Source organism: Agromyces sp. NPDC052230 (genome assembly GCF_040679595.1).
GTDB lineage: Bacteria > Actinomycetota > Actinomycetes > Actinomycetales > Microbacteriaceae > Agromyces.
Window position 1 is genome coordinate 322,556 of record NZ_JBFAVC010000001.1, and the last position, 26,476, is coordinate 349,031.

General features: G+C 70.9%; 24 protein-coding genes. 10 read left to right on the forward strand and 14 right to left on the reverse strand.

What is annotated here, in order from left to right; translation table 11 throughout:
• Window positions 1-171 precede the first annotated feature (171 nt).
• On the reverse strand, window positions 172-966 hold the full coding sequence (locus AB0K73_RS01580; protein WP_360510947.1) for a zinc permease: 795 nt from the start codon (window positions 964-966) through the stop codon (window positions 172-174).
• 95 nt (window positions 967-1,061) lie between these two features.
• Here AB0K73_RS01580 and lpdA point away from each other — a divergent pair, with 95 nt between their 5' ends.
• A complete protein-coding gene (lpdA, locus tag AB0K73_RS01585; protein ID WP_360510946.1) occupies window positions 1,062-2,462 on the forward strand; it encodes a dihydrolipoyl dehydrogenase in 1,401 nt (466 codons plus the stop codon).
• 123 nt (window positions 2,463-2,585) lie between these two features.
• Here the strand turns inward: lpdA and AB0K73_RS01590 are convergent, their stop codons facing one another.
• Complete coding sequence (locus AB0K73_RS01590) at window positions 2,586-4,199, reverse strand: cation acetate symporter (protein WP_360510945.1); 1,614 nt, start codon at window positions 4,197-4,199, stop codon at window positions 2,586-2,588.
• The gene (locus AB0K73_RS01595) at window positions 4,199-4,576 is read right to left on the reverse strand and encodes a DUF485 domain-containing protein (protein WP_360510944.1); all 378 of its coding nucleotides are present in this window, start codon (window positions 4,574-4,576) and stop codon (window positions 4,199-4,201) included. Before AB0K73_RS01595 ends, AB0K73_RS01590 begins: the two co-directional genes overlap by 1 nt.
• 181 nt (window positions 4,577-4,757) lie before the next feature.
• On the opposite strand from AB0K73_RS01595, the gene AB0K73_RS01600 reads away from it, so the two are divergent.
• From AB0K73_RS01600 to AB0K73_RS01615, 4 genes are read left to right on the forward strand one after another with little or no spacing between them, the layout of a single operon-like run.
• Window positions 4,758-5,975: a histidine kinase gene (locus AB0K73_RS01600; protein WP_360510943.1), complete on the forward strand. Its 1,218-nt coding sequence runs from the start codon at window positions 4,758-4,760 to the stop codon at window positions 5,973-5,975.
• Window positions 5,972-6,715, forward strand: coding sequence for a LytTR family DNA-binding domain-containing protein (locus tag AB0K73_RS01605; RefSeq protein WP_360510942.1), 744 nt, complete (start codon window positions 5,972-5,974; stop codon window positions 6,713-6,715). The genes AB0K73_RS01600 and AB0K73_RS01605 overlap by 4 nt, the downstream gene beginning before the upstream one ends.
• Window positions 6,712-7,122, forward strand: coding sequence for a DUF485 domain-containing protein (locus tag AB0K73_RS01610; RefSeq protein WP_360510941.1), 411 nt, complete (start codon window positions 6,712-6,714; stop codon window positions 7,120-7,122). Before AB0K73_RS01605 ends, AB0K73_RS01610 begins: the two co-directional genes overlap by 4 nt.
• The gene (locus AB0K73_RS01615; protein ID WP_360510940.1) at window positions 7,119-8,597 is read left to right on the forward strand and encodes a cation acetate symporter; all 1,479 of its coding nucleotides are present in this window, start codon (window positions 7,119-7,121) and stop codon (window positions 8,595-8,597) included. The genes AB0K73_RS01610 and AB0K73_RS01615 overlap by 4 nt, the downstream gene beginning before the upstream one ends.
• 4 nt (window positions 8,598-8,601) lie before the next feature.
• On the opposite strand, the gene AB0K73_RS01620 is transcribed toward AB0K73_RS01615, so the two are convergent.
• Window positions 8,602-9,267 carry a GNAT family protein gene (locus tag AB0K73_RS01620; protein WP_360510939.1) on the reverse strand — a complete coding sequence of 222 codons (666 nt, stop codon included), beginning with the start codon at window positions 9,265-9,267 and terminating at the stop codon, window positions 8,602-8,604.
• A 96-nt stretch (window positions 9,268-9,363) separates the two neighbouring features.
• On the opposite strand from AB0K73_RS01620, the gene AB0K73_RS01625 reads away from it, so the two are divergent.
• The gene (locus AB0K73_RS01625) at window positions 9,364-9,585 is read left to right on the forward strand and encodes a hypothetical protein (RefSeq protein ID WP_360510938.1); all 222 of its coding nucleotides are present in this window, start codon (window positions 9,364-9,366) and stop codon (window positions 9,583-9,585) included.
• A 12-nt stretch (window positions 9,586-9,597) separates the two neighbouring features.
• Here AB0K73_RS01625 and AB0K73_RS01630 read toward each other — a convergent pair whose 3' ends face one another.
• From AB0K73_RS01630 to AB0K73_RS01665, 8 genes are read right to left on the reverse strand one after another with little or no spacing between them, the layout of a single operon-like run.
• Window positions 9,598-10,800, reverse strand: coding sequence for an MFS transporter (locus tag AB0K73_RS01630; protein ID WP_360510937.1), 1,203 nt, complete (start codon window positions 10,798-10,800; stop codon window positions 9,598-9,600).
• On the reverse strand, window positions 10,800-12,059 hold the full coding sequence (locus tag AB0K73_RS01635; protein ID WP_360510936.1) for a 2-hydroxyacyl-CoA dehydratase family protein: 1,260 nt from the start codon (window positions 12,057-12,059) through the stop codon (window positions 10,800-10,802). Before AB0K73_RS01635 ends, AB0K73_RS01630 begins: the two co-directional genes overlap by 1 nt.
• Window positions 12,056-13,246, reverse strand: coding sequence for a 2-hydroxyacyl-CoA dehydratase family protein (locus AB0K73_RS01640; RefSeq protein WP_360510935.1), 1,191 nt, complete (start codon window positions 13,244-13,246; stop codon window positions 12,056-12,058). The genes AB0K73_RS01635 and AB0K73_RS01640 overlap by 4 nt, the downstream gene beginning before the upstream one ends.
• Window positions 13,243-14,481 (reverse strand): CoA transferase, encoded by a 1,239-nt coding sequence (locus AB0K73_RS01645; protein ID WP_360510934.1) that lies wholly within the window; start codon window positions 14,479-14,481, stop codon window positions 13,243-13,245. The genes AB0K73_RS01640 and AB0K73_RS01645 overlap by 4 nt, the downstream gene beginning before the upstream one ends.
• On the reverse strand, window positions 14,478-15,626 hold the full coding sequence (locus AB0K73_RS01650; RefSeq protein ID WP_360510933.1) for a CapA family protein: 1,149 nt from the start codon (window positions 15,624-15,626) through the stop codon (window positions 14,478-14,480). The genes AB0K73_RS01645 and AB0K73_RS01650 overlap by 4 nt, the downstream gene beginning before the upstream one ends.
• Window positions 15,623-16,435, reverse strand: a complete 813-nt coding sequence (locus tag AB0K73_RS01655; RefSeq protein WP_360510932.1) for an amino acid ABC transporter ATP-binding protein — start codon at window positions 16,433-16,435, stop codon at window positions 15,623-15,625. Before AB0K73_RS01655 ends, AB0K73_RS01650 begins: the two co-directional genes overlap by 4 nt.
• Window positions 16,432-17,412: an amino acid ABC transporter permease gene (locus AB0K73_RS01660; protein ID WP_360510931.1), complete on the reverse strand. Its 981-nt coding sequence runs from the start codon at window positions 17,410-17,412 to the stop codon at window positions 16,432-16,434. Before AB0K73_RS01660 ends, AB0K73_RS01655 begins: the two co-directional genes overlap by 4 nt.
• 5 nt (window positions 17,413-17,417) lie before the next feature.
• Window positions 17,418-18,326 (reverse strand): transporter substrate-binding domain-containing protein, encoded by a 909-nt coding sequence (locus tag AB0K73_RS01665; protein ID WP_360510930.1) that lies wholly within the window; start codon window positions 18,324-18,326, stop codon window positions 17,418-17,420.
• A gap of 285 nt (window positions 18,327-18,611) precedes the next feature.
• Between AB0K73_RS01665 and AB0K73_RS01670 the strand changes: the two genes are divergently transcribed.
• The 4 genes from AB0K73_RS01670 to AB0K73_RS01685 all read left to right on the forward strand — a co-directional run bounded on the left by AB0K73_RS01670 (window position 18,612) and on the right by AB0K73_RS01685 (window position 24,148).
• Window positions 18,612-19,829, forward strand: a complete 1,218-nt coding sequence (locus AB0K73_RS01670; RefSeq protein ID WP_360510929.1) for an ABC transporter ATP-binding protein — start codon at window positions 18,612-18,614, stop codon at window positions 19,827-19,829.
• A gap of 2 nt (window positions 19,830-19,831) precedes the next feature.
• Window positions 19,832-21,595 (forward strand): iron ABC transporter permease, encoded by a 1,764-nt coding sequence (locus AB0K73_RS01675; RefSeq protein WP_360510928.1) that lies wholly within the window; start codon window positions 19,832-19,834, stop codon window positions 21,593-21,595.
• A 160-nt stretch (window positions 21,596-21,755) separates the two neighbouring features.
• Window positions 21,756-22,793: an extracellular solute-binding protein gene (locus AB0K73_RS01680; RefSeq protein WP_360510927.1), complete on the forward strand. Its 1,038-nt coding sequence runs from the start codon at window positions 21,756-21,758 to the stop codon at window positions 22,791-22,793.
• Between the two features lie 71 nt (window positions 22,794-22,864).
• The gene (locus tag AB0K73_RS01685) at window positions 22,865-24,148 is read left to right on the forward strand and encodes a cytochrome P450 (RefSeq protein WP_360510926.1); all 1,284 of its coding nucleotides are present in this window, start codon (window positions 22,865-22,867) and stop codon (window positions 24,146-24,148) included.
• 34 nt (window positions 24,149-24,182) lie between these two features.
• Here the strand turns inward: AB0K73_RS01685 and AB0K73_RS01690 are convergent, their stop codons facing one another.
• Together AB0K73_RS01690 and AB0K73_RS01695 are read right to left on the reverse strand one after the other, a co-directional pair.
• Window positions 24,183-25,094: a PaaX family transcriptional regulator C-terminal domain-containing protein gene (locus AB0K73_RS01690; RefSeq protein ID WP_360510925.1), complete on the reverse strand. Its 912-nt coding sequence runs from the start codon at window positions 25,092-25,094 to the stop codon at window positions 24,183-24,185.
• Window positions 25,095-25,188: 94 nt separating this feature from the next.
• Window positions 25,189-26,475: an adenylosuccinate synthase gene (locus tag AB0K73_RS01695; RefSeq protein WP_360510924.1), complete on the reverse strand. Its 1,287-nt coding sequence runs from the start codon at window positions 26,473-26,475 to the stop codon at window positions 25,189-25,191.
• Window position 26,476: the final 1 nt, after the last annotated feature.

A 26,476-nucleotide genomic window follows, 5' to 3' on the forward strand; every position in this document is an offset into this window, starting at 1 on the left:
TTTGGGCCGGATGCCGCAGCCGGCGCTGCCGGGGATCGAGGTGTCGTGGCGGTGCTCACGGGTCGAGCGTACGTCGCGCGAAGTGCCGCCCACGAGGGTTCCGGATCTGCATGTCCGGAATCCGCCGCAGGTCGGCAGTCCCGGACCGCGCCGGATAGTGGCGGCCTCGACTCAGGCGAGCGAGAGCACGAACGAGAGCACGAACCCCGCGGCCGTGCTGAGCGCCACCGCCGGTCCCCCATGCTCGTACGCCTCGGGCATGAGGGTGTCGGCGAGCGAGGCGATCACGGCGCCGGCGGCGAACGCGAGCGGCAGCGAGATCGTCGCGGGGTCGGTGTTCGCGAGCGGTCCCGCCCCGAGCACGGCGGCGAGCACGAGCAGCGCGGCGCATCCCGTCCACAGGGCGATGATGCTCGCCGAGGAACGCCCTTGGCTCTTCATCGACGACGCCCCCACGAGCGCCTCGGGGAGGTTCGAGACGAAGATCGCGGCGAGCAGGGCGAGGCCGCCCGAGCCGGCCTCCCCGAGGGCGACGCCCAGGGCGAGGTTCTCGGGCACGCCGTCCAGCGTCACCGCGGCGAGCAGCGCCAGCCCGGCGGCGCCGCGAGTGGAGGCCGCCGTGGGTGGGCGATCGGCGGCTGCGGCATCCGTGTCGAGCTTCACGCTCCCCTCGACCTCGGCGGTCGGCTTCGACCTCGAACCGGGCTGGGCCCATCGGTCGAGCAGTGCGCTCAGGACGGCGAACACGACGGCACCGAGCAGCAGCCCGCCGGCCGCGCGCACGATGCCGCCCTGCTCGTAGGCATCCTCGAAGAGCTCGAACGCCAGTGCCGTCATCAACGCCCCCGCGGCGAACGACAGCAGGATCGCCAACAGGCGCTTCGGGAGCTGGAATCGCACCCCGACGATCGCGCCGATCAGCAGGGCGCTCGAGGCGACCAGTCCGAACCACACCGCGGTCATCACGCGGCCAGTATGGAACCGGATCGACCGTCAGCGGAAGGGATTGACGCGAGCGCCGGCGTTTCCGGCTCGCCGGGGCCCACGCCTAGGCTGGCAGCATGACCAGCCACTTCGATGTCGTCGTCCTCGGCGCCGGCCCCGGCGGGTATGTCGCCGCCGTCCGCGCCGCTCAACTCGGCCTCCGCACCGCGGTGATCGAGGAACGCTACTGGGGCGGCGTGTGCCTCAACGTCGGATGCATCCCCTCGAAGGCGCTCCTGCGAAACGCCGAGCTCGCGCACATCTTCCACGCTCAGGCGAAGACCTTCGGCATCTCGGGCGAGGCGACGTTCGACTACGGCGCCGCGTTCGACCGCAGCCGCCAGGTGGCCGACGGCCGCGTCAAGGGCGTGCACTTCCTCATGAAGAAGAACGGCATCACCGAGTTCGACGGCCGTGGCACGTTCCGCGACGCGAACACGATCGACGTCGCGAAGGCCGACGGGTCCACCGAGACGCTCACCTTCGACAACGCGATCATCGCGACCGGCTCCCGTGTGCGACTCCTGCCGGGCGTGCAGCTCTCCGACAACATCGTCACCTACGAGACGCAGATCCTGAGCCGCGAGCTTCCGCGCTCGATCGCGATCGTCGGCGCCGGTGCCATCGGCATGGAGTTCGCCTACGTGCTGCGCAACTACGGCGTCGACGTGACGATCATCGAGTTCCTCGACCGGGCGCTCCCCAACGAGGACGTCGACGTCTCGAAGGAGATCACGAAGCAGTACCGCAAGCTCGGCGTGCCGATCCTCACCTCCACGAAGGTGCAGACGGTCACCGACAACGGCTCGAGCGTCACCGTCGCCTACGAGGGAGCCGAGGGCCAGCCCGGCTCGCTCGAGGTCGAGCGCGTGCTCATGGCCGTGGGCTTCGCGCCGAACGTCGAGAACTTCGGGCTCGAGGCGGCGGGCGTGCAGCTCACCGACCGCGGCGCGATCGCCATCGACGACGTCATGCGCACCAACGTGCCGCACATCTACGCCATCGGCGACGTCACCGCGAAGCTCATGCTCGCGCACGTCGCCGAGGCGATGGGCGTGGTCGCGGCCGAGACGATCGGCGGCGCCGAGACGATGGGGTTCGACGACTACCGCATGATGCCGCGCGCGACCTTCTGCTCGCCCCAGGTCGCGAGCTTCGGCCTCACCGAGCAGCAGGCCCGCGACGAGGGCTACGACGTGAAGGTCGCGACGTTCCCGTTCTCGGCGAACGGCAAGGCGCACGGCCTCGGCGACCCGGTCGGCTTCGTGAAGCTCGTGGCCGACGCGAAGTACCTCGAGCTCCTGGGCGGCCACATCATCGGGCCGGATGCCTCGGAGCTCCTGCCCGAGCTCACCCTCGCGCAGAAGTGGGATCTCGGCGCCCTCGAGCTGGCGCGCAACGTGCACACGCACCCGACTCTCTCGGAAGGGCTGCAGGAGGCGTTCCACGGACTCGTCGGCCACATGATCAACATGTAGCGGACGCGCCGCCCGCCACGAGCAACGGGGGCGGATGCCGCGACTCACCGTCGTGGCATCCGCCCCCGTCTGTTCATTCGACGCGGCCGGGCAGGCGTTCCTGCCGCGTCGAAGCTGTGCTCGCTAGTGGCTGACCGCCTTCTCGGCGCCGATGCCCGTGAGCGAGCGGACCTCCATCTCGGACTGCTTGGCCGCGTCCTCGCGACGGTTGTCGATCACGCTGACGATCCACCCGAGGAGGAAGGCGAGCGGGATCGAGACGATGCCCGGGTTCGACAGCGGGAAGATCGCGAAGTTGATCGCCTCGGTCTTCAGCATCGACGTCGCCGAACCCGACACGACCGGCGAGAACGCGATGAGCACGATCGCCGAGATCAGGCCGCCGTACATGCTCCAGAGCGCGCCGCGGGTCGTGAAGCGCTTCCAGAAGAGCGAGTAGACGATGGTCGGGAGGTTCGCCGATGCCGCGACCGCGAACGCCAGTGCAACGAGGAACGCGATGTTCTGGCCGTTGGCGCCGATTCCGCCGATGATCGCGACGATGCCGATGATGACCACCGTGCGACGCGCCACCTTGACCTCGGCGCCCGGCTCGGGCTTGCCCTTCTTCACGACCGACGCGTAGATGTCGTGCGCGAACGAGGCCGCGGCGGTGATCGTGAGTCCCGCCACGACCGCGAGGATCGTCGCGAACGCGACCGCCGAGATGATGCCGAGCAGCACCGGACCGCCGAGCGCGAACGCGAGGAGCGGAGCCGCCGAGTTCGGGCCGCCGGGTGCGGCGGCGATGACCTCGGGGCCGACGAGCGCCGCGGCGCCGTAGCCGAGCACCAGCGTGAACACGTAGAAGATGCCGATCAGCCAGATCGCCCAGACGACCGACTTGCGGGCCTCCTTGGCCGTGGGCACCGTGTAGAAGCGCATGAGCACGTGCGGCAGCGCCGCGGTGCCGAGCACGAGGGCGAGGCCGAGCGAGAGGAAGTCGACCTTCGCGAGCTCGGAGACGCCGTACTTCAGGCCCGGATCGAGGATCGCGGGGTTCTCGGCGACCGCGACCGCACGGTCGAGCAGGGCCGAGAAGTCGAAGTTGTTGATCGCGAGCACCCAAACCGTCATGATGCCGGCACCGGCGATGAGCATCACGGCCTTGATGATCTGCACCCAGGTGGTGCCCTTCATGCCGCCGACGAGCACGTAGAGGATCATGAGGCCGCCGACCACGGTGATGACCACGGCCTGGCCGATGCCGTCGCCGATGCCGAGCAGCAGCGACACGAGGCCGCCGGCGCCCGCCATCTGCGCGAGCAGGTAGAAGAACGACACCGCGAGCGTCGTGATGGCCGCCGCGATGCGGACCGGCCGCTGCTTGAGACGGAACGAGAGCACGTCGCCCATGGTGAACTTGCCCGTGTTGCGCAGGAGCTCGGCCACGAGGAGCAGGGCGACGAGCCAGGCGACGAGGAAGCCGATGGAGTAGAGGAAGCCGTCGTAACCGGTCATCGCGATGGCGCCGACGATGCCGAGGAACGATGCCGCCGAGAGGTAGTCGCCCGCGATGGCGGAACCGTTCTGGCCGCCCGTGAACGAGCGACCGGCCGCGTAGTAGTCGGCCGCGGTCTTGTTGTTCCGGCTGGCGCGGAACACGATGACCATCGTGATGGCGACGAAGGCGCCGAAGATGCCGATGTTGAGCCAGGGGTTGCCGGGCGAGGAGCTCGCCGCTTCGAGGTGCAGCATCAGCGCGCCACCCCCTCGTCGGCCTTGTCGAAGAACACGCCCGACTCGATCTCGTCGCGGATCAGCTCCGACTTCGGGTCGAGGTGCTTGTTCGTCCACTGCACGTACCACATGGTCACCGCGAAGGTCGTGACGACCTGCGCGAGGCCGAGCAGCATGGCGACGTTGATGCTGCCGAACACGCGCGTCGACATGAAGTCGACCGCGTACACCGCGAGCAGCACGTAGGCGAGGTACCAGACCAGGCACGCGGCGAGGACGGGGAAGACGAAGCTCCGGTGAGTGCGTCGGAGCTGTTGGAACTCTGGCGATTGCTGCACGGCGTGGTAGTCGACCTTGCTGAGGTCGAGCTCCGCGCTCAGGGCGTCGTTGCCCATGGCGTCTCTCCTTCGAGGGGTTTCGGCGGGCCGACCGCCGCGCCGCCTGCGTTCGCAGTGGACCTATGCTCGCCTCCCGGAACGGCCGCCGGGGGCGTCGACCGTTCGTCGTCGGTGAACGGCGTCCACGGTGCGACGAACGGCTCGGCTGCGACGACGAACGACGGCTACGCTGGCCTCCATGCCCGAGTCGATGCTGCTCGCCGCTGCCGCCGGCGTCGTCGCCGGGGCGCTCGCCGTCGGCGTCGTACTGCTGCTCCGTCGGCTCGTGGTGACGTCGCGCGAGCTCGGCACCGACGTCGAGCGGGCGACGTACCAGACGCTGCATCTTGCGAGCCGTGCCGCCAAGCACCTGCGCGGCGGCATCGGCGAGACCGACGCGATCCGGGCGGGCCGGCACCTGCGGGCGCTCCTCGGCTGCGAGAGCCTCGCGCTCGTCGATCCGGCGGGCACGGTCACGGTCGAGGGCGACGACGCCGTGCGCGCGGTCGCCGGCCGGCTCGCCGCCGAGGCGAGCGCGTCGGGCAAGCCGCAGGTGCAGCGGCGCATCCGCATCGGTGACGAGGAGACGGATGCCGTCGCCGCGCCGATCCGCGCGAGCGGCGTGCCGGCGGGGGCCATCGTGGCCTTCGCGGCACCCGTGCGGGCCGGGCTCGTTCGTGCGACGGGGGAGGTCGCCGACTGGGTTGCCGCCCAGGTCGAACTCGGAGAGCTCGACGCGTCGCGGGCGGCGCTCGCCGAGGCGGAGGTGCGCGCGCTCCGCGCGCAGATCAGCCCGCACTTCATCTACAACTCGCTGAACGCGATCGCGTCGTTCATCAACACCGATCCGGCGAAGGCGCGCGACCTCGTGCTCGAGTTCGCCGACTTCACGCGCTACTCCTTCCGCCGCCACGGCGACTTCACGACCGTCGCCGAGGAACTCCGCTCGATCGACAGCTACCTCAAGCTCGAGCGAGCGCGCTTCGGCGAACGGCTGCGGGTGTCGCTCCAGATCGCGCCCGAGGTGCTCTCGACGGTGGTGCCGTTCCTCTCGATCCAGCCGCTCGTCGAGAACGCGGTGCGGCACGGCCTCGAGTCGAAGGAAGGCGGCGGTCGCATCTCGATCACGGCCGCCGACTCGGGCGCGTTCGCCGAGATCAGCGTCGAGGACGACGGCGTCGGCATCGACCCCGCCGTGCTCGAGACGGTGCTCGCCGGTGGCGCGCCCGGTGAGCATGTGGGGCTCCGCAACGTGGATGCGCGCCTCCGGCAGGTGTACGGCGACGAGCACGGGCTCGTGGTCGAGACGAACGTGGGCGCCGGAACGCTGGTGCGGATGCGCATTCCGAAGTCGCAGCCCGGCCGTGTCGCGGCATCCGCCGACGGCCTCGGAGCCGATGGGAGACTGGCACCGTGATCTCCGTGCTCATCGCCGACGACGAGCAGCCCGCGATCGACGAGCTCGCGTTCCTGCTCGGCCAGGACCCGCGCATCGGGGTGATCCACCAGGCGAGTTCGGGTTCCGAGGCGATCCGGCTGCTCACGCGCGAGCCCGTCGACGCGGCGTTCCTCGACATCCACATGCCGGGACTCACGGGCTTCGATCTCGCACGGGCGCTGCAGCGCTTCGAGCGACGGCCCGCGCTCGTCTTCGTCACCGCCGACGAGGAGGGCGCGCTCGAGGCGTTCGACCTCGCGGCCGTCGACTACCTGCTGAAGCCCGTGCGGTCCGAGCGCCTGCACCGCTCGGTGAGCCGCGTCGTCGAGGCGTTGAAATCGTCGTCGACGCCGGCTCCGGATGCCGCAGCCGCCTCGCAGACCGAGATGATCGCCGTGACCCTCGGGGGGACCACCCGGATGATCCGCCGCGACGAGGTGCGCTACGTGCAGGCGCAGGGCGACTACGCGCGCTTGCACACCGAGGAGGCGAGCTACCTCGTGCGCGTGCCGATGTCCGACCTCGAGCGCCAGTGGGCCGACACCTTCGTGCGGATCCACCGGTCGTACCTGGTCGCGATCCCGCACCTCACCCGCATCCGACTCGGCACCGATCACCCGAGCGTCATCGTCGGGGCGGCTGAGCTCCCGGTGAGTCGCCGCCTCCTGCCCGGGCTGCGGGAGCGGCTCGAGCAGGCCACGATCCGGCCGAGGCCATGAGCGACGAGGTGGAGGCGCGCGGCGGCGGGGTGCCGGATGCCGCGCCACCGCGAGTGCGGGTGACCGCACCACGAGCCGATGCTGCGGCATCCGCTCGCCCGACGGCGCACGCGGGCACCGACGCCCCGACGAGCGACATCTCGGGCGTCTACGTGCGCTCGCTCATCCGATCGCAGCTCCGGCTCGGCGTCGTCATGGCGGTGGGCTTCGTGGTGGCGACCGCCGTCTTCGTGCTGGCGATCGCGTTCACGCCCGTGCTCGACGAGACGTTCGTCGCCGGCGTGCCTCTCTCGTGGCTCCTCCTCGGCGTCGGCGTGTATCCGCTGGCCATCACGGTCGGCGGGCTCTACGTGCGGGCCGCGACCCGCAACGAGGCGCGCTACCGCTCGCTGACGGAGGACGAGTGAACCCCGCGATCGGCTACACGGCGATCGTCGCCGTCGCCGTGGCCTCCGCGCTCATCGGCTTCTACGGGCTGCGGGTCTCGCGCACGACGAGCGACTTCTACGTCGCGTCGCGCACCGTCCGCCCGTGGTGGAACGCGTCGGCGATCGGCGGCGAGTACCTCTCGGCCGCGTCGTTCCTCGGCATCGCCGGACTCATCCTGCTCACGGGCTCGGCGGGCCTCTGGTTCCCGATCGGCTACACCGCGGGATACCTCATGCTACTGCTGTTCGTGGCCGCGCCGCTGCGCCGCTCGGGCGCGTACACGATCCCCGACTTCACCGAGGCGCGACTCGAGTCGGTGTGGGCGCGCCGCGTGACGAGCACCCTGGTCATCGTGATCGGCTGGTTCTACATCGTGCCGCAGCTGCAGGGCGCCGCCCTCACGGTGCGCATCACCACGGGGCTGCCGTCGTGGGCGGGCTCACTCGCGGTCGCCGTGATCGTCGCGGTGGTCGTGGCCGCCGGCGGCATGCGCTCGATCACCTTCGTGCAGGCATTCCAGTTCTGGCTGAAGCTCACGGCGCTCGCGGTGCCCGTCGTCGTGCTGCTCATCATGGTCGGCGGCGTGGAGCCCGAGCTGCCGCCCATCCAGGCATTCCCGGCGGCGGCCGGCCCCGGTGACCTCGACGTCTACCGCACGGTCTCGCTCATGGTCGCGCTCCTCCTCGGCACCCTCGGCCTGCCGCACGTCCTCGTGCGCTTCTACACGAACCCCGACGGCACCGCCGCGCGGCGCACCACCGTCATCGTGCTCGTGCTGCTCTCGGTGTTCTACCTGTTCCCGACCGCGTTCGGCCTGCTCGGCCGTGCCTTCGCCCCCGACCTCGCGGCCTCGGGCGAGGCGGATGCGCTGGTGCTGCTCCTGCCCGGGCGGCTGGTGCCCGGCCCGGTCGGCGACCTGCTCACGGCCTTCGTCATCGCGGGGGCGTTCGCTGCATTCCTCTCGACCTCGTCGGGCTTGGTGGTGTCGCTCGCGGGCGTGATCAGCCAGGACCTCATCGGCGGCAGCGTGCGCGGGTTCCGCATCGCGGCCGTCGCGTCGTCGTTCGTGCCGCTCCTCGTCGCCCTGGCGACCGAGTCGGCGGGGCTCGCGGGCAGTGTGGGGCTCGTGTTCGCGTTCACGGCGTCGACCCTCTGCCCCATGCTGCTGCTCGGCATCTGGTGGCGTGGGCTCACCGCGCGCGGCGCCATCGCGGGCATGCTGACCGGCGCCGTGCTCTCGGGGGCGGCCATCCTCGGCGGCTCCCTGCTCGGGGCGGCGGCCCCCGGCATCCGCCCGTTCCTCGAGCAGCCGGCCGCCTGGACGGTGCCGCTGGCCATGCTCGTCACCGTGCTGGCATCACGCGCCGATCGCCGCGGCGTGCCGCGCGGCGCCGACGCGTTCCTCACCCGGCTGCATGTGCCCGAGGCGGCACGGCGGCACCGCCAGGGCTGAACGCTCAGCGGGCGTCGAGGGCCCGGGCCCGATCGCCTGCGAGCGTGACCGGACGATCACCCCAGGCCGTCAGCCGCGCCTCCAACCCGGCCCGCACGGCCGGCCAGTCGTCGATCGTCACCGAGTAGATGGCGGTGTCGCGCCACGAGCCGTCGGCACGCTGCCGGTCGCGCCGCGCGATGCCCTCGAAGTGCGCCCCGAGTTTCGTGATCGCCGCCCGCGAGCGCGCGTTCACGGCATCCGCCTGGATCTTCACCCGACCGAACCCGTGGTCGAAGGCGAGGCCGAGCAGGAGGAGCTTGGCCTCGGGGTTCACCGCCGTGCCCCAGACGCGTGGGTCGTAGCCGGTCCATCCGATGTGGCCGTACTCCTGCTGCAGGTCGAAGTCGGCGAACTTCGTGGCTCCGATGACGATGCCGTGGTCGGGCCCGCCCTCGATCCGCAGCGTCCACGGCATCGCGTCGGCGCCACCCGAGTACGACTCGATCGCGAACCGCTCGAACGCCTCGAGGTCCGGCGTGAACCCGCCCGGCCCGCCGCCGTACCCACCGGCGAACACCTCGGGGTGCCCGAGCGCCCGGAAGAGGTCGGGCACGTCGGCTTCGGAGAACGGCGTCAGGCTGATGAAGCGGCCGATGAGGGGGCGATCTGGGGGTCGAATGGCGGTCATCCCATGAGTCTTCCACGATCGACCGACGCCTTCCGCCGCCCACGGCTCGGGGCATACGATGACGAACGAGGACGAACGGATTGGATGGTGGGGGACATGGGAGCTCTTGACGATCTCACGGGCAAGGCGAAGGACTTCGTCGAGGAGAACAAGGACAAGATCGAAGAGGCGCTGAACAGCGAGAAGGCCGAGGACATCAGCGACAAGGTGTTCGACGCCGTCGCCGACGCGGCCAAGAAGGTCCTGCCCGACGAGCACGACGCGAAGGTCGACGAGGTGCGGGCGAACCTCGACAAGAAGATCGGCAACGAGCCGTAAGCCGCTCTCGAATCACGCATCCTCGCGTCGGAGCACGGCGGCGACGAACCCCGCGCACACGACGCAGGCGACGGCGCCGATCGCGAGCGCAACGCGACCCGAACTCGCGTCGATCACGAATCCCATGAGCACCGCGCCGAACGGCACGACCCCGTAGCTGCCGAGGGTGACGAGCGACATCGTGCGCCCGAGCTGCGCTGGCGCGACCGCCCCCTGGGCGGCGCCGTGCAGCACGCCCTGGTAGTACCCGACCCCCAGCCCGAGCACGGGCGCCATGGCGAGGAACACCGCGAGCCCCGGTGCCGCGGCGTTCGCGCCGAGTGCCGCGGCGAACGCGAGGCAGGCGCCGACGAGGGTGTGCACCCCGGTGTGGCGCCGGCTCGCGGCGATGAGGCCGCCGACGATCGCGCCGACCGCGTTGATGGCATGCGCCGCGCCCAGGCTCACCGCGTCGCCGGCGAACGTGAGCGTCACGGTCGCCGTGACCACGACCATGAGGTTCAGCGCGAAGAGCGACACGACGACGTTGACCACGAGCAGCACCACGATGGGACGGTTCTTCCCCGCCGTGCGCATCGCATCGGCCATCGACCCCGATTCCTGCACCGGATGTCGCGGGTACAGCCGCGACGGTCTGATGGCGAGCACGAACGCGAACACCACGAGGTACGACGCCGCGTTCACCGCCAGGCACGCGCCCGCGCCGAATCCGGCGAATGCCAGCCCGGCGAGGCCGGGACCGATCGACCTCGCCGCCGCCAGTGCGAGAGTGCTGAGCGACGCGGCGCGGCGCAGCCGGCTCGGCCCGACCAGTTCGTACACGATCGCCTGCGAGGCCACGCGGTCGAACGCGTTCGCGGTGCCGAGCAGCACGATGCCGGCGAAGATCACGGGCAGCGAGGCATCCGCCGTCGCCACCTGCAGCGCCAACACCGCGACGACCACCGCCGACGCGAATGAGGTGATGAGCAGGATGTCGCGTGGGCGCGCCCGATCGGCGAGCCGGCCGGCGGGCACGCTCAACAGCAGCAGCGGTGCGAACTGCGCGGCCATCACCGCGCTGAGCGCCGCGGCGCTGCCCGACACCTCGAGCACCACCAGCGACAGGGCGAGGCTCTGGAACCAGGTGCCCGTGTTCGAGATCACCTGGCCGGCGAAGAACAGCCCGAAGCGGCGCTCGCGGAACGGGTCGAGCGCCGGCCAGCTCGGCACCATCAGGTGAGCGCCGGCACTCGCGCCTCGAGGAACGTCGCGATGCGCTCGCGCAGCCGCGCCGCCTCGACCGACCGGGGGTCGGTGTTGTCGGCCGCGATCTCGAGCACCGGCACGCCCGCCGCCTCGAGCGCTTGGGTGATGAAGACGCTACCGGGGGTGTCGCTCGCGGCGAGATGCACGACGCCGTCGACGCCGTGCGCGAGCGCCTCCTTCACATACCATTCCGCCGACCACGGCGGCATGTAGAGCTGGTCGGTGATGCCGACGAACCGGGCGGCGAGCGCACGGACGGGGTCGTCGCCATAGCGGACGTACCCGTCGGCCGCGATCGCAAGGTACATCGACCAGACGAACACCGCACCGAACTCCTCCTGGAAGTGCCGGTAGAGGTCGAGATCGCCCCACACGCCGCGGCCGATCCACATGAGGCGGCGTCGCTCGCGGTCGGCGACGCCGACCCCGGCCTCGACCCGCTCCTGCACCTCGCGGTACAGCCGCTCGGCCGCGTCGACCGCCCAGCGGGTGCCGCGGTGCCACTGCGGGATCATCACGGCAGGGATCGAATCGGTGACCTCGATCGGCGTCGGCCGGGCGCTCGCAATGAGGTCGCGCGTGCGCCGGTTCCACTCCGCCTGCTCGTTCGTCAGCGCCATGACCTCGGCCAGGCGGGCGCGATCGAGGCGGCGGCCCGTGCGCCGCTCGAGCCATTCGATGAGCTGCTCGTTCTCAGCGGCGAGGAGGTCGATGCGCTCGCGGCCGAACGCCTCCTCCCACCGGTGCGGCACGAGCTCCCACCACCGGTGCGGCGCCGGGTCGCCGCCCGTGCGCGAGTAGCAGAAGAACTCCGTCTCGGCGTGCTCGGTCCACAGCTCGAAGATCTTGTGCGCGACGTCGCCGCCGCGCTCGCAGACGACGAAGTCGGGTCGCGGCAGACCTCCCCACGGCGCCCCCTCGGCCGGCAGCCCCTGGGCTCCGAGCGCGAGCGCGTCGTACTGGCGGCTGTCGTCGGGGTAGCCCTGCTCGGCGAGCACCGCGAGGCTCGCCTCGGCCTGCCGTTTCGCGGAGATCACCGAGGCCCACCACTGGTTGACGACGTAGGGGATGTCCATGGCGCGCAGGATCTCCTGCGGCGCGTCGGCGTTCACGAGGGCGGACGGGGAGCCGGCCGTGACCCGGCGGCGGTGCTCGGCGAACCATTCGCGCTGGTATTCCGTGGCGGCGAGGGCCGCGGCGAGTCGTGGGCGGTGGCTCGGCGTCATGGGCGTGCCCGCTCATGGGAGGCCCGGGCGACCCCGGCACGAAGACGGACGAGCGCGGCGTCGATGGCCGTCATCGCGTCGCCGGCACCGTCGTCGATGGACCGCAGGAGCTCCGCGGGGATGCCGTCGGCGGCAAGGGCGCGACGCAGCGCCGGGAAGTCCCAGAGCGGCGCTTCGTCGTGTCGTCGCGTCAACACGAGCACGGCGTCGGCGCCGGTGTCCGACGTGTGGCGTCGCATCCACTCGACGCGTGCGACGATCGTCGCCGTGGCCGACTCGGGCGGCCTGGCCTCGTGCAAGGCGAGCAGGCCCTCGACGATGTCGGTGCCGGATGCCGCGGCCACGCCGAGCCACGCGCCCTCGCCGGTGCCGTGGTCGTCGCCCACGATCCGGGCGCGATCACCGCGCTCGATGAAGCGGGAGAGCTCGTCGTCGGGGTGGGTGCTGCCCGAGACGAGGAGGCGCAGGGGCGGCTCGTGCTCGGAATCTGCGACCGTGCGCACGATGTCGGCGCGCTCGACGGTCGTCTCGACGACGGCGTCGATGAGCGCCGCGGAATCCCGCGGCGGCAGGCTCGCGGCCACGCCGAACGCGTGCAGTGCAGTGGTTCCCGACAGGGTGGCGCCGTGGGCGCGGCGGGCCGCGGTGAGTCGCCGCAACGCGGCGCCGAGCGCGAGCTCGTCGGCCGCGGCATCCGCGAGCCCCTCCTCCGTGATGGCGTTCCCCGTCCACGCGGTGAGCACGCCCACGAGCCGCTCGAACTGGAACCGGTTGAACGCACGTGTCGGGGCACGCCCGCCGCGCTGGAGGTCGAACAGGTGCACGGGCATCGTGAGCCGCCCGCGCTCCCGGAGCTCTCGCAGGACGTAGAACAGGCGGAGCGACGCTTGACAGTCGTTGCAGACCACGACGCCGGCGAGCCCGTCGAAGCTGCCGCCGAGGAATCCGGTGAGCACCGCGGCGGACGCGGCATCCGTGGCTCCGAGGAGGCGAGCCGCCTCGTCGCTCGCGTGCACCCCCGGGTGCCAGAGTCGCATCGGCAGGGCACCCGCGGCGAGGACGAGCTGCCGCGCCAGGTCGCCGCCGACCACGCCGATGCGAGGCGGCGCGCCGGCGACGACGGCACCGTCGAAGCGGTGCGCGTACGCGGTGGCGAGCGCCGCCGTCGCCTCGACGGCGCGGGTCACAGCACTCCCGCCGCCCGAAGGCCGGCGATCCGGTCGTCACTGTAGCCGAGCAGGGCGGTGAGGATCTCGTGGGTGTGCTCGCCGAGTTTGGGCGCCGGCACGTCGAGGCCTGCGGTGCTCCTCGAGAAGGTGACCGGCACGCCGGTGCCGTACAGGCCGTCGACGTGTCCATGCAGGGGATGCACGAGCGGCACCACCTCGCGGCGGGACTGCACGAGCTCGTCGCGCACCGCATCGGCGGTGCCGCGCACGGGCGCCGTCGGCACGCCGTTCGCCTCCATGGTGGCGACGGCCTCGGCGACAGTGCGGTGCTGCGCCCATCCCGCGATCATCGCGTGCAGCTCGTCGGCGTTGGCCACGCGCGAGTCACGGTCGGCGAATCGCGGGTCGTCGGTCAGCGCGGGCTCCCCGAGCGCCGCCAGCACGCCACGCGCGAAATCGTCGGTGGGGGCGCAGATGGCGAACCAGCCGTCGGTCGTGGCGAACGTGCCGAACGGCGCGAGTCGCGGCACGACGGCTCCGGTGCGCAGCGGGAAGCCCACGGATTCGAGCGCGTCGAACGGCTCGCAGGCCACGAGCGAGGTGAGCGAGCCGAGCATCGAGACGTCGACGTGCTGCCCCTCCCCCGTGCGCTCGGCGTGGAGTACCGCGCTGAGAGTGCCGATGATCGCGAACAGCGGGGCGACGAGGTCCCCGACCGGCAGTCCGAAGCGCACCGGCGCGTCGCCCGGCTCACCCGCGGTCATCATCACGCCGCTGAGCGCCTGCACGATCGTGTCCATGGCCTTGCCCGACCCGGCCACGCCCTGCGCACCGAAGCCGCTGATCGAGGTGTACACGAGCCGCTCGTTGAGGTCTCGCACCGCCTCGTAGTCGATGCCGAGCCGGTGGGTGACGCCCGCGCTGTAGTTCTCGACGAGGATGTCGGCGCCGGCGATGAGGTCGCGCAGCACCTCCACACCCTCGGGCGTCTTGAGGTCGAGCGTGATGCTCTCCTTGTTGCGGCCGCGGAGCATCATCGACACCGACATGTCCTCGGGCTCCTCCCGCACCACGCGCAGTCCGTGGGCGGTGACGTAGGGGGAGTTGTTGCGGGCCGAGTCGCCGCCGGTGCGGGGGTTCTCGACCTTGATGACCCGCGCGCCCAGCCCACCGAGCAGCAGGGTGGCGTAGGGCCCTGCGAGCGCGGTGGTCAGGTCGATCACGGTCATCCCCTCCAGGGGGCGCGAAGTCATGCGGACATCCTTCCGTCTTCGGATCGGACGGCGAGGCGATCGCCGTCCCAGTGCAGCGTGGTGCCGAGGCGTGCGACGGTGGTGATGCGGCGCAGGTAGTCAGCGACCCGATCGCCGTCGTCGCCGCGGCCGACCGGCACGGGGCGGGCCGTGTCGTCGATCCAGCAGGGAATGAGCGCGGGCGTCACTCGCCCGCGTTCGTCGACGTCGAGCACGGCGATCGCCGTGTTGCGGCTCTCGGGGTGGAACGGGTACTCGGGCATGGCGGGATCGGGCTCGAAGCCGAACAGCACGCGGCGTCGTTCAGCCCATTCACGCCGCTCGGGCGCATCGTCGGCGGCGCCGCCGAGGGCCCGGGTCACCGTGGCGAAGTTGCCGAGCCCGTGGAAGATCGGGGCGCCGCGGTAGAGCTCGACGCCGCGCATCAGGTGCGCATGGTGGCCGATGACGGCGGATGCCCCGGCGTCGATCGCCGCGCGGGAGACCTCGAACTCGTAGTCGGCGAGGCGCGCGGGCACGTGCACGAGGCCCTTGTGCAGGGCGACCACGACCACGTGGCCGTCGGCGACGGCGCGCCCGATGTCGGCTCGCATACGGTCGAGGGAGGTGCGCTCCGCGAACGTGTACACCTCGGGCGGGCCGCCCGGGTTCGCACCCTGCGGCTCGTAGTGGGTGATGACGCGCACCCACGCGCCGCCCGCCTTCATCGATCCGGCCCACGTCTCCCGCGGGCCGACGCAGTTGTACGAGAACACGGCGACAGTGCGTCCGCCGCGCTCGACGATCGCGGGGCGTGATGCCTCGTCGAGGTTCGCTCCCGCCCCGGCGACGACGAGCCCGGCCGCCTCGGCGTGCCGGCGGGTGTCGAGCACACCGGCCGATCCGAAGTCGGCCACGTGGTTGCCGGCCATGGTCAGCACGTCGAATCCGGCGCTCCGCACCGCGGCGAGCGCGGCCGGGTCACCGGGCAGGGCCGGCACGTCGCTCGACGTGACCTCGGCGTGCTCGGTGTGCGGGATCTCGAGCTGGCCGATCGCGACATCCGCCGCCCTGAGGATTCCGGCGGTCGGCTCGAGCAACCGGGCGGGGTCGGAGGTCTCGAGCACGAGGTCGCCGGTCGCGACGATGGTCAGGCCCGCGCTCATGCGGGCACCTCGCGGTCGGCGGATGCCGCGGCCGGGCCCCTGGTGAGGAACGCACGCAGCCGACTGGTGCGAGGCGAGGCGAAGAACTCGGCCGCCGGGGCCTCCTCGACCACGCGCCCGTCGGCCATGAACACGCACCGATCGGCGACGTTCCTGGCGAACTCGAGCTCGTGCGTGACCACGATCATCGTCATGCCGTCATCGGCGAGCGCCTTCATCACCGACAGCACCTCGTCGACGAGCTCGGGGTCGAGGGAGCTCGTGGGTTCGTCGAAGAGGAGGATGCGGGGCCCGGTCGCCACGGCGCGCGCGATGGCGACGCGCTGCTGCTGGCCGCCCGAGAGCCGGCGCGGATGCTCGTCGGCCTTGTCGGAGAGGCCGACGCGCTCGAGCAGTTCCAGAGCACGCTTCGTCGCCTCGGCCCGGGGCACGCCGTGCACCCGGATCGGCGCCTCGGTGATGTTGCGGAGCACGGTCCAGTGGGGGAACAGGTTGAACTGCTGGAACACCATGCCCATGCGGCGGCGCTGCGCCTCGGTTCCGCGGTCGGGGAGGGGCCGGAGGCCACCGCGATGCGCCTCGAAGCCGAGGAGCACGCCGTCGAGGTACATCGCCCCGCCGTCGATCGTCTCGAGCTGGTCGATGCAACGCACGAGCGTCGACTTGCCCGAGCCCGAGGGCCCGAGGATCGCGACGACCTCACCCTCGGCCACCGTGAGGTCGACACCGTCGAGCGCGGCGTGATCGCCGAAGTGCTTGCGGAGCCGCTCGACGCGCAGCACGGGCTCCGTCTGTCGGGCGCGGTTCATGGGATCACCTCCGTCGTGCGCAGGGCTCCGGTGGAGGTCGGCGGCCGCTTCGCCGCCGCACCGCGCCGCGGCGTGCCCGTCTGGCGCGACTGCCCGCGCCCGAAGTGCCGTTCGACGCGGCGCTGCACGAGCGTGAGCAGCGTGACGACCACGAGGTACCAGATCACCGCGACGATGAGCATCGGAACGACCTGGTAGGTGCGGTTGTAGATGACCTGCACCGAGTGCAGCAGATCGCCCATCGCGATCACGCTCACGAGCGAGGTGCCCTTGAGCAGGGCGATGACCTGGCTGCCCGTCGGCGGGATGATGACCCGCATCGCCTGCGGCAGCACGACGCGTGAGAAGGAGTGCCAGCGCGAGAAACCCATGGCGAGCGCGGCGTCGCGCTGGCCGTGGTCGACCGAGATGATTCCCGCTCGGATGATCTCGGCCATGTAGGCGGCCTCGTGCAGCGAAAGCCCGATGATGGCCGCCGTCAACGGAGTGATCAGGTCGTTCGTCGACCACGAGACGAGCTCGGGGCCGAACGGCACGCCGATCGCGAGGCGCGGCAGCAGGTAGGCGAGGTTGAACCAGAAGATGAGCTGCACGAGCGGGGGCACCCCGCGGAAGAGGCTGACGAAGCCGATGCAGAACCACCGGATGGGGCCGAAGTCGCTCAACTGCCCCGCCGCCAGGATGGTGCCGAGGAGGGACCCCAGCACCATCCCGACGATGGTCAGCACGATGGAGACGCCGAGTCCGCCGATCACGCTCGGATTGAACAGGTACGCGGCGACGACGGGCCAGTCGAAGCGGTCGTTCGTCGCCATGAACACGACCAGCTGCACCACGATCGCGGCGAGCAGGATCGCGATCAGCACACGTGCCGGCCGGAACCTGGGCGAAGCGGATGCCGCGTCGACGACCTCGGGCGATGGCCCCGTCGGTGGTGGTGTGCCGGTGCCATCTCGTGGCGGTGTGACGGTGGACATGGAGGTCACTTGGAGGTGAACGGGTTCAGGACCGGCTCCTCGACGGCGACGTCGGCGATGCCCCATTCCTCCATGATCTCGGCGTAGCGGCCGTTCTCGAAGATGCCCTCGAACGCCGCCAGCATCGGCTCGGCGAGCCCTGATCCCTTCGGCATGAAGAGGGCCAGCTGGTCGATGCCGGCGCCCTGCTCGTCGGTCTGCACGACGAAGCCGTAGCGACCGGGGTCGGACTTCTGCAGGTCGATCGCCGCCGTCTGGGTCGTGCCGGCCACGTCGGCACGGTCGGAGTTGACCGCGAGGAAGGTCGAGTTCGTGTCCTCGAATCCGACGAACTCCGCGGGCTCACGCCCCTCGGCTGCGCACCACTCGTTGAGTCGACCGACCTGGCTCTCGGTCACCGATCCGGTGACCCCGGCCACTCGGACGCCGCACACGTCGCCGCTGTCGGAGAACTCCTTCGCACGCTCCTCGAGGTACACGTAGGAGGTGCGCGTGGTCATCCAGACGACGGCGTCGAACTCGGCCTCGCGCTCGGCGGTCGTGCGGAGCGGGCCGTTGAAGGCGTCGTACCGGCCAGAGAGCATGCCGGTGAGCATGGCGTCGAGGCCGGAGGCGGTCTCGATCGTGAACGGCACGCCGAGTTGCTCGGAGAGCGCCGCCTGGATGTCGGGGTCGATGCCGGTGATCTTGCCGTCCTCCTCGATGGTGCGGTACGGCGGGTGGGTGTCGCCGGCGATCACGATCTCACCGGCGTCGCGGAACTCTTCGGGCAGCTGGTCGTAGAGCGGGGCCTCGGCGCCGGTGGTCTCATCGGCCTCCTCGGACGGGTCCGATGCGGCGCCTGCGGCGCACGCCGCGAGTGAGAGCGAGAGGGCGGCGGCCGCGAACACGGCGACGGCGCGGGTGGGCTTCATTGGGGGGTTCTCCACATCGTTGTGAACGGCTCGGTATCGACGGCGGATGCTCGTCAACAGGCATGCACAAAAGTAACGAGCGGTCATCATCGTGTCAAGTGTTGTGAGACGTTGCCCGGCTTTCCGCGGTTCAGGCCACCTCGGCTTGGATACCTGTCCGGTTGACATGCGCCCTCGAGGTCACAGATCGATCTCAAAAGCTTGACGCTCGCATGACCGATCGTTACTCTCAGGGTGGCATGAATCGCACCGGTGTGATTCGAGTTGCAGTCGATGGAGATTCCGATGAGCCAAGACCGTCCCGTGGTGATCGAGCGCGAGCCGGCCGACTCCCCCGCCCTGGCCGCACCCGAGCCGTCCGGGGCGTCATCGCCCACCGTGGCGGTGCGCGGTCTTCGCAAGCGCTTCCGCCGCGAGGACGGCAGCATCGTGGCAGCGATCGACGACGTCGACCTCGCCGTCGAGCCGGGTGAGTTCCTCGTGCTGCTGGGGCCGAGCGGCTGCGGCAAGACGACCCTGCTGCGCACCATCGCCGGCCTCGAGACACCCGAAGAGGGCAGCATCGAGATCTCGGGTCGCATCGCGTTCTCCTCCGAGCGCGGCATCGCGGTTCCGCCCGAGAAGCGCGGCCTCAGCATGATCTTCCAGTCGTACGCGCTCTGGCCGCACATGACCGTGTTCCGCAACGTGGCCTATCCCCTGCAGAGCCGGCGCCCGCGCCAGGCGAAGGCGGAGGTCGCCCGCCGAGTCGGGGAGGCACTCGCCCAGGTCGGCATCCCCGAACTGGCCCGGCAGTACCCCGCCCAGCTCTCGGGCGGCCAGCAGCAGCGCGTGGCCCTCGCCCGCGCGCTCGTGAGCAACGACGACCTCATCCTCTTCGACGAGCCGCTCTCGAACGTCGACGCGAAGGTGCGCGAACAGCTCCGCCTCGAACTCGTCGCCATGCAGCACCGGCTCGGCTTCACCGCCCTGTTCGTGACGCACGACCAGGCCGAGGCCATGGAGCTCGCGACCCGGATCGCCGTCATCGACCGAGGCCGGATCGCACAGCTCGGCACCCCCCACGAGGTGTACGCCCGGCCCGCCACGCCGTACGTCGCGCGCTTCATCGGCGCGATCAACGAGCTCGAGGGTCGCGTCGTCGAGCTCAACGGCCCCGAGGTCGTCGTGGACACCCCGCACGGTCGCGTGGTGTCGACGGATGCCGCGGCCCGACTCTCCGTCGGCGACGCCGTCGTGGCGCTCTGGCGCCCCGAGCACGGGCACCTGCACGCGGCAGAGCCGGTGGCCCCCAACCGCTGGCTCACCCGCATCGAGACCTCGATGTTCCTCGGCTCGCACACCGAGTACACCCTGGTCGCCGGCGGCGCCCCGGCGCGCCTGTGGAGCCCGCGCCCCGATGCGCTCGGAGCGGGCACGTCCGCGTGGCTCTCGGTCGAGCCGCATGAGGTCCGCGTCCTCCCCCTCGAGACCTCGTCGGCACCGACCGGCGGGGAGGGCTGACGGTGGCGACCGCGACGCCCGTTCGGCCACCGATCCGCGGCCTGGGCGCTCGCGGCATCCGGGGCCGTCGCGTCGACCCGCTCGACGCCGTCACCCTCGTGATCGCCCTCGCGCTCATCGCCATCGTGGTCGTGCCGCTCGCCCGCGTGCTGATCGGCATGTTCTGGGTCGACGGCGCCCTTACCGTCGACCCGATCGTGCGCACCCTCGCCGTGCCCGACCTCGGCCCGCTGATCCTCAACACGCTCCTGGTCGTGGCCGGCTCGAGCCTCGCCGCCCTCGTCATCGGCGTACCGCTCGCCTGGCTCAACGAACGCACCGATGCCCGTATGGGCGCGCTCTCCGACGCGCTGCCGCTGCTGCCGTTCCTGCTGCCGCCGGTCGCGGGAGCCGTGGGCTGGACGATGCTGCTCGCGCCGCGCGCGGGCCTCGCGAACAGTTGGCTCCGAGACGCGCTCGCCGTCTTCGGCGTGCGACTCGAGAGCGGGCCGTTCGACATCAACAGCTGGTACGGCCTGATCATGGTGTACACGTTCTACGCCGTCCCGTTCGTGTACATGAACGCCGCAGCGAGCCTGCGCAACCTCGACTCCAGCCTCGAGGAGGCGTCGCGCCTCAGCGGGGCATCCGCGTGGCGCACCCTCATCCGGGTGGTCCTGCCATCGGTCGCCCCGGGGATCGGGGCAGGCCTCCTGCTCGCCGTCTGGTTCGGCTTCGGCATGTTCTCGATCCCCTCGATCGTCGGCTCCCCCGCGGGCATCGACGTGCTCTCGGTGCGCATCGTGGAGCTGCTGACCTTCACCTATCCGCCCGACACCGACGTCGCGATCGGACTCAGCGGGTTCATCGTGCTCTTCGTCGGCCTCGCCTACCTGCTGCAGGCGCGCCTGCTGCGCAAGGGCCGGTTCGCCACCATGACCGGCAAGGGCGGCCGGCCCCGGATCACCCGGCTCGGCGCCTGGAAGTGGCCGCTGCGCGGCCTCGTCGGCCTGTACGTGTTCGTGTCGACGCTGCTGCCCGTCGTCGCGCTCGTGCTCGTCTCGCTCAACGGGTTCTGGACTCCGAAGATCGACTGGTCGGGCCTCAGCCTCGATGCGCTGCGTCTCGCGGTCGTCGACGACCTGCTCACGCGCGAGGCGCTCGCGAACAGCCTCGGACTCGGCCTCGTCGGCGGCCTCATCGGCATCCTCGCGGCGGCCATGATCGCGCTGTACGTCGCGCGACGGCGAACCGTGTTCGCCCGCGTGGTGGACGCGAGCATCAAGCTGCCCGCCGCCGTCTCGAACATGGTGATCGCGGTCGGCGTGCTGCTCCTGCTCGCGGCGCCGCCCTTCAACCTGTCGGGCACGCTCGCCATCCTCCTCATCGGCTACCTCGCGCTCTACCTGCCGCAGGCGTCGATCGCCGCCGACGCGGCCGTGAGCGGCGTCGGCTCCGAGCTGCCCGAGGCATCGGCCGTCGCCGGAGCCTCCCCGGTGCGCACGTTCGTGCGTGTGCTGCTGCCGCTGATGGTGCCCGGCCTCGTCGCCGGATGGGCGCTGCTGTTCATCCGGATCGTGGGCGACCTCACCGCCTCGGCCATCCTGTCCGGCACCGGCAATCCCGTCGTCGGCTTCCGCATCCTCGAGGTGTTCAACGGCGGCTCCTACGCGCTGCTCGCGGCCCTCTCGACCGTGCTCGTGCTGATCACGGGCACCGTACTCGCCATCGTGCTCGCCTACACGCGACGCAGATCCCGCTTCGGCATCACGGCGAAGGTGGGCTGACCCGGCCCCCCGCTCGTCACCACCGGCGGCCACCCCGCCATCCCCCCGACACCGATCCGGTCGCGGCATCCGCCCCACTGGACCGCACCTCAGCCATACCCACCGACCCGATCCCACCGCTCGATCCCACGACCCGATCCACCCCATGAGAGGCACCACCATGACCAGACGACTCACCATCGGCGCCGTCGCGGCCATCACCGCGCTGGCCCTCGCGGGCTGCAGTTCAGGCGACGACGGCAGTGCGCAGGGCGGCGACGCCCCGACCGCGGCGGTCGACGACCCGGCGCTCACCGCTCTCATCGAAGATGCCCAGGCCGAGGGCAGCCTCACGCTCTACGGCATCCCCGATGAACGCGCCCTGCGCGAGCTCGCCGCCGCGTTCACCGAGAAGTACGACATCGACGTGACCGTGCTGCGGCTCGTGTCCGCCGATCTGTCGCAGCGCTTCTCGGCCGAGGCGGCCGCCGGCGCCACGGTGGCCGACGCGATCCTGCTCACCTACTCGCCGTTCTACGACGAGGCGTTCGGCGAGGGGTGGCTGACGCCGCTCGACGAGGCCGAGATCCCCGGCTTCCCCGACGATTTCCCGGCCGACTACCTCGCCGCCGACGGCGACACGGCAGTCGTGAGCATGGTGCCCACCGAGATGGTCTACAACACCGACCTGGTCGATCCCGCTCCCGACGACTGGGAGGCCTACGCCGAACCGGAGTTCAAGGACCAGCTGCTGTTCGCCGAACCGGCGAGCTCGCCCGCGAACCTCTCGTTCTGGTCGCTCATGCTCGACGAGTACGGCGAGGACTACCTGAAGGCGATCGCCGACAACAACCCCACGTGGATGAACAGCGCCGTGAACACCACCCAGGGCGTGGCCGCCGGTGAGGGTTCCCTCGCGCACCCCGGCGTGCTCGCGATCGTGAAGACGCTGCAGGAGCAGGGGGCGCCCGTGAAGACCGTCAGCCTCAGCCCGACGACCGGTCCCGAGATCGCCCTCGGCCTGTCGGCGGATGCCCCGAACCCCAACGCCGCGCGGCTGTTCTCGCACTTCGTGCTGAGCGAAGAGGGCAACACCGTGCTCGCCGAGGAGACCGGGGCCGGTTCGCCCTACGGCGTCAACCTCGTCGACGGCTACGTGCGACCCGGTCCGGTTCCCGAGGAGACCCGCGAGAAGATCCTCAGCCTGTTCGGATTCTGAGACGACGGTGGGGGCGGAACTCCCCGCCCGCCCCCACCGTGCCCCTCACCGTCATCCATCGGAGGTCCCACTTGACCGAGAACGGTTGCCCGTACCTCGCCGCGATGTCGGCGTCCGCCGCCGTCACCGAGGCACCGGATGCCGCGGCATCCGCCGCCGAGTCCGCCCGACGCGCCGCGCACGACTTCGACCCGGTGCCTCCCGAACCCGAGACGTTCACGAGCGCGCACGAGGAGTTCGCGCAGCTGCGGCGGGAGCGGCCGGTCGTGCGCAGCCAAGCGTACGACGGGTTCTGGGCGCTGCTCGGCTACGACGAGGTGCTCAGCGTGATCACCGACATCGACCGCTTCACCACGACGAAGCAGAACGCCGTCCCGAAGTTCGCCTTCACGGGCGTGCGTCCGCCGCTGCACCTCGACCCGCCCGAGCACACCGCGTACCGGCGCGTGATCAACCGCGCGTTCACGCCGCCCCGCATGCGCACGCTCGAGCCGGCCGTGCGCCGCGCCGCCGTGGAACTGCTCGACCCCCTCATCGACGCCGGCTGGGGCGACGTCTGCGCCCAGTACGCGCACCGGTTCCCGGCGTACGTGTTCGCCGAGTTCTTCAACCTCGACGTCGACACGTCCGAGCTCATCAAGTCGGTGACGGGCACCTACGTCGACGCGATCCAGGTGCTCGACCATGAGGTCGTGCGCTCGCTCAGCGCCCGACTGTACGAGATCGCGCAGTCGATCATCGACGATCGCCGCCTCGGCGGCTACGACCCCGAGACCGACCTCACCGCCGCGCTGATCGAAGCCGAGCACGACGGTGCACCCCTGCCCGACGCGATGGTGCTCGGCTGCGTGCGCCAGCTCATCGTCACCGGCATGGTCGCGCCGAGCGTGTTCATCGGCAACATGTTCGTGCACCTCAGCCGCGACCCCGCGCTGCAGGAGCACCTGCGTGCCAACCCGGGCGACATCCCGGCGGCTGTCGAGGAGTTCCTGCGCCTGTACTCGCCGTACCGCGGCATGGCCCGCACGGCGCGCGTCGACGTCGAGGTCGGCGGGCAGCTCATCCGCAAGGACGACCCCGTGGCGCTCGTCTACACGTCGGCGAACCGCGACGAGCGGGTCTTCCCCGACGGGGACGCGTTCCGGCTGCACCGACCGAACATCGCGAGACACCTCTCGTTCGGTCGCGGGACGCACAGCTGCCCCGGCGCCCCGCTCGCCCGCATGATGATGACGATCACGCTCGAAGAGGTGCTCGCCCGCTCGGCCGGGTTCAGCTCGGCCGGCGAGCCCGAGATGGCGATCTGGGCGGAGTGGGGCACCCGGTCGGTGCCGCTCGACTTCGTACGCGCCTGACGGGCTCCGGCGCTCACGGCGCCGGGCGACGAACTCAGCCCGCGTCGCGGGCGAGGTGGAACGACACCCCGGCGGCGAGCCCCGGCGCGTGGCGATCGAGGATCTGCCGCACCCGCACCGCGGCGATCTCGGCGAGCGCGTCGTAGACCTCGACGAACACCTCGCGGGCGCGGTGCCGCGGCCAGTCGTCCGGCAGCAGCTCGTCGGGCAGCTCGGGGTCGGTGATGCGGAACGACAGCCACTCGCTCATCAGGGTGGTGCGCAGCACGAGCGCATCCGCCGGTGCGAAGCGGCCGTCGCGGGCGTCGGGAGCCGCGGACCCGTAGCGCTCGATGAAGCGGTGGTACTCGGCGGCGAGATCGCCGAGCTCGAACGCGTCGACGTACGAGATCGACTGCCCGTCGCGCAGCTGCGGCCTGGCCTTCATGACCACGCCGGCATCGATGCCGAGCCGATCGAGCAGCTCGGTCGCCTCGGCCACCCGGTCGTGGGGGGTGATCCAGTTGGCGTCGTAGAGCAGTCCGAAGTGCAGCTGCCGCAGGCCCGCACGGAGCTGGCGGCGCACGTCGCGTTCACGTTCGGGAACGGAGAACGAGACCACCGTCCACCAGCCGTCCCAGTCGGGGGAATGCGCCCCGAAGCGCATCGCACGCTGCATCCGTGCCCGCGAGATCTCCTCGGTCATCGGAGGGCGCGCGTACGACGTGCTGCGGCCGTGCTTGCTCTGCACCAGGAGGCCCCGCACCGCGAGACGCCGCACGGCCTGGCGCGCGGCGCTCTCACTGGCCCCGAACTCGGCGAGCAGGTCGACGAGCGCCGCCGACGGCACGCCCTCGGTTCGGCCGAACCAGTAGTCGCCGAGCACGGTGAGCAGCAGGTGCTGCGGTTCGACGGCCGAACTCGCCGCCCGCGGAAAGGGCGGCGGCAGTTCGATATCGCCGGCCACGCGTCACCTCTTCCTCGAACGGAATACAGCCCTGGTGACGATCGTAGTCAGTTCATAACAGCTTCGGTCAGCGGATGTCGCGGCGACGAGCCGCTCAGACGAGCAGGTCGTGCAGCTGCACGATCTCGTCGCGGCCGGGGCCCACGCCGATCGCCGAGATGCGCGACCCGCTCATGGCCTCGAGCTCGCGCACGTAGCTCTGCGCGTTGGGCGGCAGCTCGTCGAACGAGCGTGCGCCTGTGATGTCCTCGGTCCAGCCGGGGAACTCCTCGTAGACGGGCTTCGCGTGATGGAAGTCGGACTGCGAAACGGGCACCTCGTCGACGCGCTGCCCCTCGACCTCGTAGGCGACCGCGACCGGGATGCGCTCGATGCCCGTGAGCACGTCGAGCTTCGTGAGTACGAAGTCGGTGACGCCGTTGACCCGCGCCGCATAGCGGGCGATGGGCGCGTCGTACCATCCGGTGCGACGACGACGGCCTGTGGTCGTGCCGTACTCGTGACCCTTCTCGGAGAGGAACTCGCCCCACTCGTCGAAGAGCTCGGACGGGAAGGGCCCGGCGCCGACCCGGGTCGTGTACGCCTTCACGACGGCGATGACGCGGTCGATGCGGTTCGGCGCGATGCCCGATCCCGTGACGGCGCCACCGCTCGTCGCGTTCGACGACGTCACGAACGGATACGTGCCGTGGTCGACGTCGAGCATGGTCGCCTGGCCGCCCTCGAACAACACGTTCTCGCCGCGCTCGATGGCCTGGTGCAGGAGCAGCGAGGTGTCGGTGACCATGGGGCGCAGTCGCTCGACGTAGCCGAGCAGCTCCTCGACGACCTCGTCGACGCCGATCGCGCGACGGTTGTACACCTTCACGAGCAGGTGGTTCTTCTGGTCGAGCGCGCCCTCGACCTTCTGCCGCAGGATGTTCTCGTCGAAGAGGTCCTGCATGCGCAGGCCGACACGGTTGATCTTGTCGGCATAGGCCGGGCCGATGCCGCGCCCGGTGGTGCCGATCTGGCGCTTGCCGAGGAACCGCTCCGTCACCTTGTCGAGCGTGCGGTGGTACTGGGTGATGAGGTGGGCGTTCGCCGAGACGCGCAGCTTCGAGACATCCACCCCGCGACTCTCGAGCGCCTCGAGCTCCTCGAAGAGCACCTCGATGTCGACGACGACGCCGTTCGCGATCACGGGCGTGACGCCGGGAGTGAGGATGCCCGACGGCAGCAGGTGCAGGGCGTACTTCTCGTCGCCGACGACGACGGTGTGCCCGGCGTTGTTGCCGCCGTTGAACTTGACGACGTAGTCGAGACGCGAGCCGAGCAGGTCGGTTGCCTTGCCCTTGCCCTCATCGCCCCACTGTGCTCCGATCAGTACGGCTGCGGGCATG